The organism is Sporosarcina sp. QA0331 (assembly GCF_055808055.1).
Window position 1 is genome coordinate 2,054,291 of sequence record NZ_CM147850.1, and the last position, 14,766, is coordinate 2,069,056.

Annotated in this window: 17 protein-coding genes and 1 riboswitch; of the genes, 5 read left to right on the plus strand and 12 right to left on the minus strand. The window is 42.1% G+C overall.

What is annotated here, in order from left to right; translation table 11 throughout:
- Positions 1 to 16 precede the first annotated feature (16 nt).
- Positions 17 to 1,315: a nucleobase:cation symporter-2 family protein gene (locus AC0L13_RS10255; RefSeq protein WP_473646709.1), complete on the minus strand. Its 1,299-nt coding sequence runs from the start codon at positions 1,313 to 1,315 to the stop codon at positions 17 to 19.
- Positions 1,312 to 1,899 (minus strand): xanthine phosphoribosyltransferase, encoded by a 588-nt coding sequence (locus AC0L13_RS10260; protein ID WP_473646712.1) that lies wholly within the window; start codon positions 1,897 to 1,899, stop codon positions 1,312 to 1,314. Before AC0L13_RS10260 ends, AC0L13_RS10255 begins: the two co-directional genes overlap by 4 nt.
- Before the next feature lie 148 nt (positions 1,900 to 2,047).
- Positions 2,048 to 2,149, minus strand: a riboswitch (purine riboswitch).
- Positions 2,150 to 2,454: 305 nt separating this feature from the next.
- On the opposite strand from AC0L13_RS10260, the gene AC0L13_RS10265 reads away from it, so the two are divergent.
- Positions 2,455 to 2,757, plus strand: coding sequence for a KGG domain-containing protein (locus AC0L13_RS10265; protein WP_473646716.1), 303 nt, complete (start codon positions 2,455 to 2,457; stop codon positions 2,755 to 2,757).
- 56 nt (positions 2,758 to 2,813) lie between these two features.
- On the opposite strand, the gene AC0L13_RS10270 is transcribed toward AC0L13_RS10265, so the two are convergent.
- The 4 genes from AC0L13_RS10270 to AC0L13_RS10285 form a co-directional block, all read right to left on the minus strand.
- On the minus strand, positions 2,814 to 3,593 hold the full coding sequence (locus AC0L13_RS10270; RefSeq protein ID WP_473646719.1) for an exodeoxyribonuclease III: 780 nt from the start codon (positions 3,591 to 3,593) through the stop codon (positions 2,814 to 2,816).
- Positions 3,594 to 3,979: 386 nt separating this feature from the next.
- Complete coding sequence (locus AC0L13_RS10275; protein ID WP_473646722.1) at positions 3,980 to 4,888, minus strand: pseudouridine-5'-phosphate glycosidase; 909 nt, start codon at positions 4,886 to 4,888, stop codon at positions 3,980 to 3,982.
- Positions 4,885 to 5,982: a carbohydrate kinase gene (locus AC0L13_RS10280; RefSeq protein ID WP_473646724.1), complete on the minus strand. Its 1,098-nt coding sequence runs from the start codon at positions 5,980 to 5,982 to the stop codon at positions 4,885 to 4,887. The genes AC0L13_RS10275 and AC0L13_RS10280 overlap by 4 nt, the downstream gene beginning before the upstream one ends.
- An 89-nt stretch (positions 5,983 to 6,071) precedes the next feature.
- Entirely contained in the window at positions 6,072 to 7,190 is a 1,119-nt protein-coding gene (locus AC0L13_RS10285) for an NAD(P)/FAD-dependent oxidoreductase (RefSeq protein ID WP_473646726.1), read from the minus strand.
- Between the two features lie 200 nt (positions 7,191 to 7,390).
- On the opposite strand from AC0L13_RS10285, the gene AC0L13_RS10290 reads away from it, so the two are divergent.
- Positions 7,391 to 8,488 carry a branched-chain amino acid aminotransferase gene (locus AC0L13_RS10290; protein WP_473646728.1) on the plus strand — a complete coding sequence of 366 codons (1,098 nt, stop codon included), beginning with the start codon at positions 7,391 to 7,393 and terminating at the stop codon, positions 8,486 to 8,488.
- A gap of 36 nt (positions 8,489 to 8,524) precedes the next feature.
- Here the strand turns inward: AC0L13_RS10290 and AC0L13_RS10295 are convergent, their stop codons facing one another.
- The 4 genes from AC0L13_RS10295 to AC0L13_RS10310 form a co-directional block, all read right to left on the minus strand.
- A complete protein-coding gene (locus AC0L13_RS10295; RefSeq protein WP_473646730.1) occupies positions 8,525 to 8,722 on the minus strand; it encodes an aspartyl-phosphate phosphatase Spo0E family protein in 198 nt (65 codons plus the stop codon).
- A gap of 157 nt (positions 8,723 to 8,879) precedes the next feature.
- On the minus strand, positions 8,880 to 9,410 hold the full coding sequence (locus AC0L13_RS10300; RefSeq protein WP_473646732.1) for a YhcN/YlaJ family sporulation lipoprotein: 531 nt from the start codon (positions 9,408 to 9,410) through the stop codon (positions 8,880 to 8,882).
- A 119-nt stretch (positions 9,411 to 9,529) separates the two neighbouring features.
- Positions 9,530 to 9,778 carry a YqkE family protein gene (locus AC0L13_RS10305; protein ID WP_473646735.1) on the minus strand — a complete coding sequence of 83 codons (249 nt, stop codon included), beginning with the start codon at positions 9,776 to 9,778 and terminating at the stop codon, positions 9,530 to 9,532.
- Positions 9,779 to 9,798: 20 nt separating this feature from the next.
- Positions 9,799 to 10,983, minus strand: coding sequence for an acetyl-CoA C-acetyltransferase (locus AC0L13_RS10310; RefSeq protein ID WP_473646737.1), 1,185 nt, complete (start codon positions 10,981 to 10,983; stop codon positions 9,799 to 9,801).
- A 108-nt stretch (positions 10,984 to 11,091) separates the two neighbouring features.
- Between AC0L13_RS10310 and AC0L13_RS10315 the strand changes: the two genes are divergently transcribed.
- From AC0L13_RS10315 to AC0L13_RS10325, 3 genes are all read left to right on the plus strand, one after another.
- Positions 11,092 to 11,994, plus strand: a complete 903-nt coding sequence (locus tag AC0L13_RS10315) for a hydroxymethylglutaryl-CoA lyase (RefSeq protein WP_473646740.1) — start codon at positions 11,092 to 11,094, stop codon at positions 11,992 to 11,994.
- A gap of 15 nt (positions 11,995 to 12,009) precedes the next feature.
- Complete coding sequence (locus AC0L13_RS10320) at positions 12,010 to 12,939, plus strand: alpha/beta hydrolase (protein WP_473646742.1); 930 nt, start codon at positions 12,010 to 12,012, stop codon at positions 12,937 to 12,939.
- Positions 12,940 to 13,178: 239 nt separating this feature from the next.
- The gene (locus AC0L13_RS10325; protein ID WP_473646744.1) at positions 13,179 to 13,520 is read left to right on the plus strand and encodes a hypothetical protein; all 342 of its coding nucleotides are present in this window, start codon (positions 13,179 to 13,181) and stop codon (positions 13,518 to 13,520) included.
- 136 nt (positions 13,521 to 13,656) lie between these two features.
- Here AC0L13_RS10325 and AC0L13_RS10330 read toward each other — a convergent pair whose 3' ends face one another.
- Both AC0L13_RS10330 and AC0L13_RS10335 read right to left on the minus strand, forming a co-directional pair.
- A complete protein-coding gene (locus AC0L13_RS10330) occupies positions 13,657 to 14,190 on the minus strand; it encodes a dihydrofolate reductase family protein (protein WP_473646747.1) in 534 nt (177 codons plus the stop codon).
- A gap of 157 nt (positions 14,191 to 14,347) precedes the next feature.
- Positions 14,348 to 14,665 (minus strand): hypothetical protein, encoded by a 318-nt coding sequence (locus AC0L13_RS10335; RefSeq protein ID WP_473646749.1) that lies wholly within the window; start codon positions 14,663 to 14,665, stop codon positions 14,348 to 14,350.
- Positions 14,666 to 14,766 lie beyond the last annotated feature (101 nt).

A 14,766-nucleotide genomic window follows, 5' to 3' on the forward strand; every position in this document is an offset into this window, starting at 1 on the left:
TTTGTTCTATTAATCATCATACTTTTTGCTCTGTTAACTGTACCTGTGCTGCTTTCTTGCGCTTTTTCGAAGGAAGCATATTAAACATGATGTTTAATGAAATTGCCGTCAAGCTGCCAGCTACGATACCGTTGCTTGTTAACATTTGGAAGTTTTCAGGAAGGTTTGCGAAAATATCAGGAACGACAGATACGCCAAGGCCGAGACCTACTGAACAAGCGATGATCATCGCATTTTCCTGCGATTCAGCCACAACCTTACTTAACATTTTGATCCCTTGTGAAATAACCATGCCGAACATCGCTACCATCGCGCCGCCTAGCACAGAAGTCGGAATGACTGTTGCCATTGCTGCGATTTTCGGCATGAAGCCCAATGATACGAGCATGATGGCTGTAATTAAAATGACTTTGCGTGATTTAACGCCTGACATTTGCACTAAACCGACATTTTGAGAGAATGTCGTGTATGGGAATGCGTTGAAGATTCCGCCGATCAACGAAGCCAATCCCTCAGAACGATACCCTTTTTCCAAATCTTTTTCTTTAATATCCTTCTCCGTAATATCACCTAATGCAAAGTACACGCCAGTTGATTCCACTAATGAAACCATCGCGACCAATGTCATTGTCAGGATCGGATAGAGATGGAACGTCGGTGTGCCAAGATAGAAAGGCATTACCATATGGAAAGCAGAAGCTTCATTAACAGCACTGAAATCCACGACACCCATCATCATCGCTGCTACCGTGCCTGCTGCCATCCCAAGCAAAATCGAAATCGATCGAAGGAAACCTGTTGTAAATCTGTATAAGAGGATGATGCATAGAAGTGTTCCAAACGACAAAAGAATGTTTGTAGTTGATCCGAAATCCGGCGCGCCCATTCCCCCGCCCATATTATTCAAAGCGACAGGAATTAAAGTGATCCCAATTATCGTGACTACAGAACCTGTTACGACCGGTGGGAAGAATTTGATTAACTTCCCGAAAAACGCACTAATAAGGACGATGATCAATCCAGATGCGATAACTGCGCCGTAAATTGCAGATATACCGTATTTATCCCCAATGGAAATCATCGGTCCTACCGCTGTGAACGTACATCCTAAAACGACCGGCAACCCGATTCCAAAAAATCGGTTGCTCATGATTTGTAGAATCGTTGCAACCCCGCACATCAAAATATCAATCGACACGAGATACGTCAGCTGAGTGGAAGTTAAGCCGATTGCTTGCCCTACAATTAGGGGGACGAGAATCGCGCCTGCGTACATAGCGAGCAAATGCTGAAATCCTAAAACGACCGATTTCATAGTGATGTACCTTCTTCCTTGAATTCAACTTTTCCGTTTGCAAGTGATTGAAGAATCGCCAATGATTCAACACGGATTCCTTTTTCCCGAATCATTGCTCCTCCGGGCTGGAAGCCTTTTTCAATGACAATCCCTACACCTACAAGCTCCGCTTCCGCCTGCTCAACGATATTAAGTAGTCCTAGCACTGCTTGTCCATTCGCAAGAAAATCATCTAGAATTAAAACCTTGTCCCCTTTTTTCAAGAAATCTTTAGAGACGGATATTTCATTCGTTTCATTTTTCGTGAATGAATGAACGTCAGCTGTATATAAATGATCACTCATCGTCAACGATTTGCGTTTACGAGCAAAAATCGCAGGTACACCCAATACTAAGCCGGTCATCATCGCAGGTGCAATTCCGGATGATTCGATGGAAAGCACTTTTGTTACCCCGCCCTCTTTGAACCGTTCCGCGAATTCCTCTCCGATCGCCTTCATAAGCGGAGGGTCGATTTGATGATTCAAAAACGAATCCACTTTTAATACTTGATCGGATAACACTTTACCATCCTGCATGATTTTCTCCTGTAACTGCTTCAACCTGATGTTCCTCCTTTTTATTCACGATCAATTGGATGTAAAAAAACCCAAATGACCGTGCATCCATTCATGTCATGAGTGGAGCAAGGTCATTCGGGGTTATTAATCGCCGAATGAATAAAAAAGCGTCATGCAGGAACGCATGTACCTTTTCTACTTTGCTTCTCATAGTCGATCCATTTACGGTGGAGCGGTAGAAACTTGCAGGCCATATCCCTGCGATTATATGAGTGGATGTGTTATTTAGGGTTTTATTATATCACGCATAGGCTAGTTTTCAACGAATTCTTTTCATTTAAATATGTTAAATTGATGAACAGAAAATGCTTTTTAAGGGGTCAAAGGAAGATGGCGCTTACAAATTGATTTATCTGGTAATTCAAGTAATAAAACTGACCTTTCCCATTACTTATTTATAACCATTATCTCATTTAAATTAATAATGTTTCACTTATATTAATTCCCCTATCATCCAGTTTATCATTCCGTCAATCTGGCTATAGATGGACTGTAGGCCACTACAAATATATCAACGATAAAGGAGAGATATTTATTATGGCTAGAAACAACAACAACAACAACAACAACAATCGCGGGAAAATGTCTTTAGAGGAAGCAGGCCGTAAAGGCGGAGAAGCTACTGCAAGAAATCATGACAGAGATTTCTACGAAGAAATCGGTCGCAAAGGCGGAGAAGCTACTGCACAAAATCATGATAGGGATTTCTACGAGGAAATCGGTCGCAAAGGCGGAGAAGCTACTGCGAAAAATCATGACAGAGATTTCTACGAAGAAATCGGTCGCAAAGGCGGAGAAGCCCGCGCTCAACAAAATGACAACAACAATAACAACCGTTAATAGGTGACTAGTCCCCTGTTAACAATATGAATAAAGCAGCTGGAGCAGGTTTTTCATCAACCTTCTCCAGCTGTTTTTTTTGTGAGATCCATCTCTAAAACGATTGGGCAATGGTCACTTCCCATCGTACTCGCATGAATATCAGCTGTTTTCAAAGAAGGCAATAGACAATCCGATATGAGGAAATAGTCGATCCGCCAACCAATATTTCTCGCCCTGACGTCTCTCATGTAAGACCACCAAGTGTACGCCCCTTCTTTGTCTGGATGCAAATGACGGAATGTGTCAATGTATCCTTCATTTAATAATGCTGTAAATTCTCCTCTCTCCTCAACCGTAAATCCTGAATTCCCTATATTCGATTTGTAGTTACGTATATCAATATCTTGATGGGCAACATTGAGATCTCCACAGAAGATTACAGATTTTTTGCTTTTCAATCGGCTCAAGTATTCTCTCATTTTTCTTTCCCACTCCAAGCGGAAAGGAAGGCGAGCCAAGTCCCTTTGCGCATTCGGCGCATATACATTGACCAAATAAAATTGAGGAAATTCTAGCGTTAAAATCCGGCCTTCCTCTTCAGTTGCCAATTCGCCAACTCCATATGTTACAGCAATCGGCTCTTCTTTCGTGAAGACGGCTGTTCCTGAATAGCCTTTTTTCAGCGCATAGTTCCAATATTGATGGTACCCTTCAAGCTCAAGCTCGATTTGCCCGCTTTGCAATTTTGTTTCTTGAATGCAGAAAATATCCGCATCCTGTTCTTTGAAATAGTCCAGAAACCCTTTTCGGACACACGCCCTTAACCCATTCACATTCCAAGAGATTAATTTCATGCTAAAAACTCCTTCATCAAAACAATACTTTTCATTGTACTAGAAAAGGGAGTATCTTCAAAGAATAATAGCCGGGGGACGGCGTGTTTTAGGTGTGGACATGGCTCGCTTTTGACGTGACTCAGCTTGCTTTGGACGCGGACAGTTCACTTTGGACGTGGAACAACTCTCGTTGGACGTGTAACGTCTCGCTTTGGACGTGATTCAGCTTGCTTTGGACGCGGGGCAGTTCACTTTGGACGCGGGGCAGTTCACTTTGGACGTGGAACAGCCTGCTATGGACGCGTGAAGGCTTACTTTGGACGTAGCACTGACACGGGGGTTGCATTTCAATAAAAAAAGCTGTCCGGATGACTTCCCGGACAGCTCCCTTCGAACTTCTATTATTATGCGTTCAATGCAACAGCGATTTTTGCACCAACGACTGCATTGTTTTTCACTAAAGCAATATTTGCATCTAAGCTGCGTCCTTCTGTAAGGTCTTTCACTTTGCCCAGCATGAACGGTGTAACGTCTTTTCCTGCAATGTTTTGCTCTTCTGCTTCTTTAAGTGCTTCATTAATGATTCCGTCGATGAAAGACTTGTCCATTGCGTCAGCTTCCGGAATTGGATTTGCAATGACCGCGCCGCCTTTTAAGCCAAGATCCCATTTCACACGAAGAAGGTCAGCGACTGTCTCTGGGTTGTCCACTCGGATATTAAGTCCGAAATCACTTTCACGTGTAAAGAATGCTGGAAGAACATCCGTGCCGTAACCAACGACAGGTACACCGTTTGTCTCTAAGTATTCGAGCGTTAAGCCAAGGTCGAGGATAGATTTCGCACCCGCACAAATGACAGCAACATCCGTTTGTGCAAGCTCTTCCAAGTCAGCAGAAATATCCATTGTCGTTTCAGCACCACGGTGGACACCGCCGATTCCGCCAGTAACGAAGATTTTAATGCCCGCAAGTGATGCAGCAATCATTGTCGTGGCAACTGTTGTAGCCCCTAATTGTTTCGTTGCAACTAAATACGCGAGATCACGTCTTGACGCTTTTGCAACTCCTTGGCTATTGCCGAACATTTCAAGCTCATCGTCTGAAAGGCCGATTTTGATCTTTCCATCAATGATGGCGATTGTTGCAGGAACTGCGCCGTTATCACGGATGATTTGCTCTACTTCACGAGCAGTTTGCACGTTTTGCGGGTAAGGCATACCGTGAGAAATGATTGTTGATTCTAAAGCGACTACTGGTTTTCCTGCCGCCATTGCTTCTTGTACTTCTTGTGAATACGTTAGATATTGTTTCATTGTAATTCCTCCAATTCTTTTTTAAGAAGATCTCGTGTTAATTCTGGTCTAACCGTAAAAGAGCATTCCAACGTTTTTGCTGCATTCAATAATCCCATGCGGATATTCTCTTCAAATGGCTCGCCAATCAAATGGCCATGAAGCAATCCGGATACAAATGCATCCCCTGCTCCTGTAACGTCCTCGACATGCACATTCTGAATTGCTGTGAAACGGATCGCTTCCCCGCCAGCAGTTGCTGCCATGATCCCTTTTGACCCGGCAGTAACGACGACATTTTCCGCACCGAATGCAAGCAATTTTTGAACAGCTTTCTTCCAGTCCTCATCATTGTCGATTGTCAGGCCTGTATATGTTTCCGCTTCATCGCGATTGCAGATGAACCATGTAACGCCTTTTAGATCACTCGGCATCCTGTTCATTTTCGGAGAGGAAACAGGAATGATAACGAGTGGGTTCCCTTTTTGGTTTGCCAAGTTTTTAATATAATCGACAGACTCCTTCGGGCAGTTCAAATCGATGATAATCATAGATGCGTTTGAAATGATCCTCGACTTTTCCTCTAAATAGACTGGCGTCAAGAAATCATAAATCTCCATATTCGCTAACGCGATCACGAGTTCACCCGTCGGATCCAAAACAGCCGAGTAAGAACCAGTCGATTTTCCGATCAATTGGCCAACGTCCGAAACATCCATAAACGATGAGGATTCCCTGACGATCACATCCCAATCACTATCATTGCCTGCAACCGTCAATAGACGGACATTATGATCGAGGCGACCTAAGTTTTCCCCTATATTCCGGGCAACGCCTCCGACAGAAACGGACATCGAAGCCGGATTGGAAGTTCCAAGTTGGGTTTGTTCATTCAGATGGAATTTCCGGTCTATGTTGGCTCCGCCAATACAGATGATTTCCTTTTCCTCAGGAAGGATGTATGCCCGTCCTTGAATCTTTCCTTGTTTAATCAAACCGGAAATGATATTTGCCAAGGAGGGTCGGGAAATCCGCAGGGCATCAGCCATTTCCTGTTGTGATAAATAAGGGTTGGCTCGAATTAATTCAAGAACAGCCCTTTCCTTTTCATTCAATTCCATCACCCTTTAAACATTTGTTTTAATTGTAAACTTTTGTTTTGCCGATTGCAACAGAAAAATATATCCTTTAAAACAATCTTTTTTTACAAACTAATCGTTTTTTTCACTTCATATAAAGTTAGGTCAATGTCGACTTCTAACCCAAGAGCCATACTAGCCAATTGTTTACCGAGATATGGACCGACAGTTAACCCCGAAGCACCTAACCCGTTTGCGAAAAGCAACTTAGGATGTCCCGGCACTTCTCCGATAACAGGCAGAAATCCTGGCGTGAATGGACGAAAGCCAATTCGTATTTCTTGAAATTCGGCTTTCTCCAAACCTGGCGCGATATTCAATGCTTTATCCAGCACTTCATAGATTCCCCCGGCTGTAGGGTACAGCGTAAAGCCCGCCTCATCTTCATGTGTCGCTCCTATGACGACCTTCCCATTATCGGAAGGCAGAATATATTGGTCTGTCGGAGGCATGACAACAGGCCACTTTTCTGTACTATGTCCATCCATATGCAAGTGGACGATCTGCGCTTTTTGTCCGGTCACTTGGACATTCAAACCGAGCGGCTCTAATAATTCCGGTGCCCATGCACCAGCGGCGATAATCACTTTCGATGCTTGAATCGATTCCTCACCAACACGGATTCCTAAAAGTTCACCCTCTTCGATAACAAGCGATGCGGAACCATGCATAATTGTCGCCCCATGTTTTTCAGCTGCATTGAGCAAAGCGTTTCTCAACGCTCTTCCATCTACTCTTGCCGCACCTTCTACATGGACTGATGAAAAACCTTCGGCTAACAGCGGAAAAAGATTTGAAGTTTCTTCTTCAGTAAGCAAACACACTCGTCCAATTTCCGGAGCTTCTTTCCTTCTTTCTAAAGCGCGAGCTTCCATCTTTTCAAGCTTGTCCACATCACGCTGCAAGCTGATCGCTCCGACTTTCCGATAACCTGTGTCAGTCTCACCGTCTTCTTCTAATTGTCGAATCAATTCCGGATAATAGGATGCTCCTCCTTTTGCCAAAGCATACCAAGCCTTGTTCCGTCGCTGGGAAATCCAAGGACAAATAATTCCCGCTGCAGCATCGGTTGCTTGCCCTTTATCCTTCCGATCGACAACGATTACTTCCGCCCCTTGTTTCGCCATATGGTAAGCAGCTGATGCGCCAAGTACTCCAGCTCCAATAATAATGATCTGTTCCATGTCAAACACCTTTTCTTCGTTTTTGGTCTATTGTACAAGCGAAAAATCATACATACAAACATAGCCATATTGTAAGCGATTTCAAAATCGTAATAATAATGAAACAACTTAACTCTTCCATTTTTCTAAAAAAGCAGTATAATTATTTTATTCAATATTACATGGTCTTTTTGACTATTTAACAAGGAGATTGATCGGAAATGACAAGAGTACCCATCCAGATTAAACTAAGCGATTCGAAAAAAGAGAAACCGAATCCCGAGAATCTCATGTTTGGCAGAAGCTTCACGGATCATATGTTTGTCGCAGATTACGACGAAGGAAAAGGTTGGCATAGCCATCGAATTGTCCCTTATGCGCCAGTCTCTTTGGACCCTGCTTCAATTGTATTCCACTACGGGCAAACTGTTTTTGAAGGAATGAAAGCTTATCGGTCGGCTGAAGATGGTACTGTGCGTTTATTCCGCCCTGAGGAAAATATGAAAAGGATGAACCATTCATTGGACCGGCTTTGCATGCCTCGCATTGATGAAGAAACAGCTTTGCATGCTTTGACGCAGCTCATCCATATTGAAAAAGACTGGATTCCTACTTTGGAAGGCACCTCTTTGTACATAAGACCATTCGTCATTGCAAATGAAGCATTTCTAGGTGTCGCTCCCGCTAAAAAATATCAATTTTTCATTATCCTCTCGCCGGTTGGTTCCTATTATAAAGAAGGTATCCATCCAGTCAAAATTCTTGTCGAAAATGAATTTGTGCGAGCTGTTAAAGGCGGTACGGGCGGTGCAAAGACCGCAGGCAATTATGCAGCAGGCTTAAAAGCGCAGGAAGTTGCAGATCAACGAGGCTATTCGCAAGTGCTCTGGTTGGACGGCGTCGAACGGAAATATGTCGAAGAAGTAGGAAGCATGAATATTTTCTTCAAAATAGACGGCGAAGTGATTACACCTGCCATTAACGGAAGCATTTTGGAAGGAATTACGAGAAAATCGATTCTACAACTGCTGCGTCATTGGGATATCCCCGTATCTGAACGGAAAATTTCGATGGATGAAATAAGGTCAGCCTATGATGAAGGAAAACTTGAAGAAGTTTTTGGAACCGGCACGGCAGCTGTTATTTCTCCAGTCGGTGAATTAAATTGGGATGGCTATAAAATGGTTGTCAATAATTGCGAAACAGGGCCTTTGGCCACACAATTATTCGACACACTTAGCAACATCCAAAACGGGAAAGAAGTAGATCCTTTCAATTGGGTCGTTGAAATGAAGAGTGAACTAGCGAAATTAGCTTAATTAGAAAAGACATACCGCCGCTCGGTATGTCTTTTTTCACGCTATATTTTGGTAACGATTCAATAAAGAATCTAATTCTTGGCTGCACGCTACTACTGCCGGATGAGTAAACCCCCGGTCCTTTGCTATCTTGACCATCTTTGATCTTTTCATATGGATCTTAAAAGATAAAAGTTGTCTACCAATCAATCGCATCGCATATCCTCCGTCAAATTTTTTACCCTTGCCTATCATAATGTAGACCGTTTGAAAAAAATGTCGAATTGTGTGTGTAATTTGCAAAATAAAACATTTGTCATAAATCCGTCACAATTGAAAGGAAGAGATATGAATATATACCCCTTCCCCTTCATACGTAAACACCAAATTTTTAATTTACATATTTTTTTTACTATTTCGCTTCAGGGAACATACGATCAAGACTTGTCATAAATTCATCAAAAAATCCTTCAACAGGTTCTCCGGAACGGATTTGATTGCCATACTCCGTGAACCGGTTGGCAACATCTGGATTGAACGATACATAGACATTGTTGAACTCAGAATGAGCACTTCGTACTTCATCCGCTATTTTATTTTTCAATTCATCATTTTCTTCAATGCCTTCATTCAATACAACTCCAACATAAGCATTATTATTTGTCACAAGAACGTTGGCACTGTCTACCTCATCCAAAGCAGCAATTTTATCGGCTGCGTCATCCGCCACTTCCACTTTCGACTGTCCATTATCGTTCATTTGTTCATTGTTGGTGACATCATTTGTCCTGCTAGCTGATTCGCCGGTTGTTGTATTATTAGATGTATTGTTTTGATCGATCGTTCCGTTTCCATTCTCATTGTTTGTGTCGTTATTGTTCGCACAGCCTACTAAAGAAAGTATGAGCAACAACGCAAGCGGAAAAATCGCTAATCTTTTCATTGATGTTCACTCCTTGTTTTATGATATCGATAGGATGTGTAACATTTCCTCTTCTATTCGACTTGTTTCGTTTTTTATGCATAATAAAACCGGATGAAAAATTCCATCCGGTTAAAGTTTCAATATTTCGTGCCGCTGTCGCCATATTCATCGAGCAATTCTGCGAAGCTCTTGTTCTTTTCGCGTTCTATTCGTTCACGACGGAGCTTTTCTTGGCGCTCTTCTTCTTCAGCTTCGATTTTTGCTGTCATTTCTTTTTTGGCAGCTTTCAGTTTTAATAAAACATCATTGTCAAGCGCTTCAGACAGTGTCGCTTTATCATTTTCCTGTTTTACAGGAGTTGCTGTTCTCGATTTTTTCTTTGCCATTCCATCCACCTTCTTTCATATCAAGGAAGTTGAACGATCGTCGCCACGCCTTGTCCGCCGCCAATACATAATGTGGCAAGGCCAGTTTTCGCATCGCGTCGCTTCATTTCATGCAATAAAGTGACAAGGATCCTCGCACCGCTCGCACCGATTGGGTGACCTAAAGCGATCGCTCCTCCGTTGACATTCAATTTCTCTTTATCAAAGTTAAACTCACGGTCGACTGCGAGGGATTGTGCCGCGAATGCTTCGTTCGCTTCAATCAGATCAATATCCGCAAGTTCCATTCCTGATTTCGCAAGGACGTTTTTCACTGCTTGGACTGGTCCGATTCCCATGACAGCAGGATCGACACCAGCATTTGCGTTTGCCGTCAATATTGCTAACGGTTCAATGCCAAGCTCATCCGCCTTTGCTCGCGACATAATGACGAAAGCAGCCGCTCCGTCGTTAATGCCTGAAGCGTTTCCTGCAGTTACACTGCCATCTTTCTTGAACGCAGGACGCAATTTACCCAGTTTATCGCTCGTTGTTCCTGCTTTTACATACTCATCCGTGTCAAACACGAGAGGATCACCTTTACGTTGAGGAATTTCAACCGGGACAATTTCGTCTTTGAATATTCCTTTTTCAATCGCAGATGCCGCCTTCTCTTGGGACGCTGCAGAAAATGCGTCCTGCTCTTCTCGTGTAATTGAATAGCGGTCGCAAAGATTCTCTGCTGTAATGCCCATATGGTAATCATTGAAAGCACACCAAAGCCCATCAGAAATCATACTGTCGACGACTTTCTGATCGCCCATTTTGAAGCCTTCCCTTGCATTTTTAAGCAAAAATGGTGCCTGGCTCATATTTTCCATACCACCTGCAACAACGATATCCGCATCCCCTGCAATGATCGCTTGTCGCGCCAAGTGAACCGCCTTCAAACCGGATCCGCATACTTTATTAATCGTCATCGCTGGAACTGTCTCGGACAATCCAGCTTTTATAGCCGCTTGTCGAGCCGGATTTTGACCTAGCCCTGCTTGCAGTACATTCCCCATGATTACTTCATCCACATCTTCCGCTTTCACGCCAGACCGCGAAAGTGCTTCCTTGATAACGATTCCGCCAAGCTCCGATGCAGACACATCTTTCAATGACCCCAAAAAAGATCCGATTGCCGTACGTACTGCACTTACGATCACTACTTCATTTGACATGTCGTTTCCCCCTATCCCTTATTTGCATTTTCATAAATACGTAGATTTCTGCATTCTGCGTTTCCCTTTATCCCACCCCTTCAGTACAATAAATACAGGAGGGATGATATGTTCATTTTACCAAAGAACGTCACAATTATCGAGGTAGGACCAAGGGATGGTCTTCAAAATGAAAAAAAACACGTGGATGAGAAAGAAAAATTGGAATTCATCCATTTATTACAAGGGGCAGGCATTACGGAAATGGAGCTTACTTCATTCGTTTCACCAAAATGGGTGCCGCAAATGGCGGATGCCAAAAACATCGTAGAAAAAACAGAGAAAATTGGACGTCAATTCGTATTAGCGCCGAATGAAAAAGGGGCAGATCTCGCTATCGAAGCAGGCGCGGAAAGCATCGCCGTCTTTGTCGGCGTCAGCAATAGTTTTAATAAAAACAATATCAATCGGACGACTGCTGAAAGCATGGACGCGCTTGAACCTGTCATCGCAAAATTGAAAAGCGAAAGCATCTTCGTAAGGGCTTGCATTTCAACCGCGTTTTATTGTCCGTTTGAAGGGAAGATAGAGAAAGAGGAAGTTAGTAATCTATGCAGGCGATTTGTTTCAATGGGAGTAGATGAGTTAAGCGTAGCCGATACGATCGGGATGGCAAATCCCGTTGAAAGCTATGAGCTGTTCAAGCTGTTAAAAGAGCAATTCCCTGAAGTGTTATTGACAGCCCACTTCCACGATACACGCAAAATGGCAATCGCCAACATTTTCGCGGCAATGCAGGCAGGCGTTGATCGTTTCGATACGTCTGCAGGCGGCCTAGGAGGATGTCCTTTTGCCCCCGGCGCAACTGGTAATGTAGCGACAGAAGATGTCGTGCACATGCTTGATTCGTTAGGAATTAAAACAGGCATCGATGTGGAAAAGATTTGTGCAGCGGTTGGAATGATAGCTCCTCATGTTTCGCATCCTATTGAAACAGGAATGTACAAATTGTACAAAAATCGCAGCTGTTGAAGGAGTTGAAGTTGATTGAAACGGCGCTTCCTATACATTACAGGCATTATTGGAAGCATATATACCGCCATTCTTACAATTCTCGGTTTTTATGCGGCGAATCGGTTAATGTTTATGAAGTTGAAAGACCATGATTTGATCGTAAAGCGTGAAATCATCGCAAAGCGATTCGATGAACATTGGTATGAAACGGTGCGAAAAGAGGATTTTTGGGTCGATACCCCAAATGGCTATCCATTGCGTGCCGTTTTCTTGCAACCACTTGAAACGACAAGAACGATGATCATTTGCCATGGCGTCACGGAAAATAAGATCAACTCGATCAAGTATGCACGATTATTCGAGCGACTTGGATTTAACTCTGTCATTTATGATCATCGGCGGCATGGCGATTCTGGCGGAAAGACGACGAGCTTCGGCTTTTACGAAAAGATCGACTTGAATGCGTTGGTCTCCGCTGTACGCGACCGGATTGGCGGCCGCGCATTGCTTGGCATCCATGGTGAATCGATGGGAGCGGCGACAACGATCTTATACGCGGGAGAGTTTGAAGACGAAGCTGATTTTTACATCGTCGATTGCCCTTTCTCTGATTTTACCGAGCAAATCCTTCATATTTTACGGACGAATACACCTCTTCGCTCTTCGATGACTTTGCGTGCAGCCAATCTATTCCTGAAAGTTAGGGATGGTTATACGACAGGTCTTATATCACCGAGGGAGGCCATCGGGAATATCAAAAAACCGATGCTGTTCATTCATAGCATGGAAGATGATTTCATTTTGCCCCAGATGACGAAGGAATTGTATGAGCTGAAGGAAGACAAGAAGATGTTGAAGCTATTCGATAAGGGTGCCCATGCAAAGTCGTTCAATGAGAACCCGGAGGAATATGAAATGGAAGTGTTGCACTTCTTACATCATTATGGATTTGCTCCTTCGTGAAAAAACAAGACCTTCTATTTCTGTGATTTCAGAAAGAGGGTCTTCTTTTCAAGTTAATGAAGAGCACCCATCCTTTAGTTTAGGCATCCAGATGTCGTATTAGTGCCATTCATTTTTGTCGGTGCACTAGCTGTATGACTTCCCATACTCACACCTCCAATTATTTACATTACGATGAAACCTTTGTCGAAACATGATATAATTGATGCACTATATTATTTGCGGAAGAGGTGAAACAAATGAGCGGATCCATCAATCAAGACGTAATTTTACAAGCAATTAAAGAAATGTCATCACTTGTCAAAGAGAACCAGAATGAACTGAAAGAGATGCGATTACTTGTTGAATCGAATACTAACGAACTAAAAGAATTACAATCGACTGTCGAATCGAATATAAACAAACTGAATGATTTGAGCGAAACGGTCAACTCGAATCACGAAGAAGTAATGGAACGCATTGATTCGGTTGAGGAAAATCTCAGTGAAAAAATACGAAAAGTAGATGCCAAAGTAACGATTCTCTCAAATGAGTTGCTAGAAACAAAAGCCGATGTCCTTCGGTTGCAACAAGCAAGATAAATAGGTGCCAATGACCAAATCCACTTCCTCTATTTGGTCATCGGCATCTTTTTTATTCTACCAACCAAATCAATATTCAAGTCTTTAGTTAGTCCATAACTGTAATTACCCGATTAGTTTAGTTAACATATTATTATTATTTTTTAACACTATAACGTAATTCCACGAATTGATTGAAGTTCCTGGTTCCTAGCAGCGTAAGATCTAATTGATAATCTCCTGTTTTAAATAGCGGAATTCCCATTCCGATTATAGCTGGGGCTACTGTTAAAATAATTTCATCAACCAATTTTTCTTTCATGAAGTATTGCAACAACTCTCCCCCGCCAACAATCCAAATGTTCCTTCCCTCTTGATTACTCAATTTATTAGTAATACTGACTACATCATCATTAATAAATTTGACGTCTTCGGTATCTTCAATTGAAGTTCTTGTAAATACATAACAATCTTTATTTTTGTAGGGGAATTCTCCTGTTTCATGTCTCATTATCCACTCATATGTTCTATTTCCCATTAAAATTGTATCTACTGTTTCATAAAACTCTGAATATCCGTTATCTCCTTCACCTTCAACATTAAATAGCCATTCTAAAGATTCGTCTTCAGTAGCTATATACCCATCTAAACTCATTGCAATATACAATACCAATTTTCGTTTTTCACTCATATTATCCTCCTTAGACGCACAATCAGGATGCCTATTTTTATTCAGGACTGAAATGTTTTTCTACTCTTTAACTAACCTGCCGCGTTAGTCCAATAAGAATTGAGCCCCCGAACAGCTCAGCGATCTTCAAAAAAGCACCGGTTAGTTGAAAAGAAGTTTATCTTTCGACTGTTTTTATATCGAACTTCAAATTGTCTAAATCCCAAATATCAGCAGTAGTATTAGAAAAGACAGTTATTTCAATGTTCTGCCCAATGTTATATTTCTCTACATCATCAACAGGTATTTCATATATATTACCATCTTTTCCACCTTCATTAACTCCGCCATATTCTTTAATAACTAACATTTCTTCTTCAACAAGAATTTTCTCTACTGTTCCTGTGAATGTAAAACTTTCTTGATAACCATCAGAACAGCCAGCAAAAAATAAACAAATCAATAATACATAACTTTTTGTAATTTTAGTTTTCAAGTCATCCCCTTGAAAGAGTAGATGCATATTACGTACTAAAGTTTCAAATTGTTGTTAAACTAAACGCAGGATTTCTTCATTTCGTTCAAAAAAGTTATTAT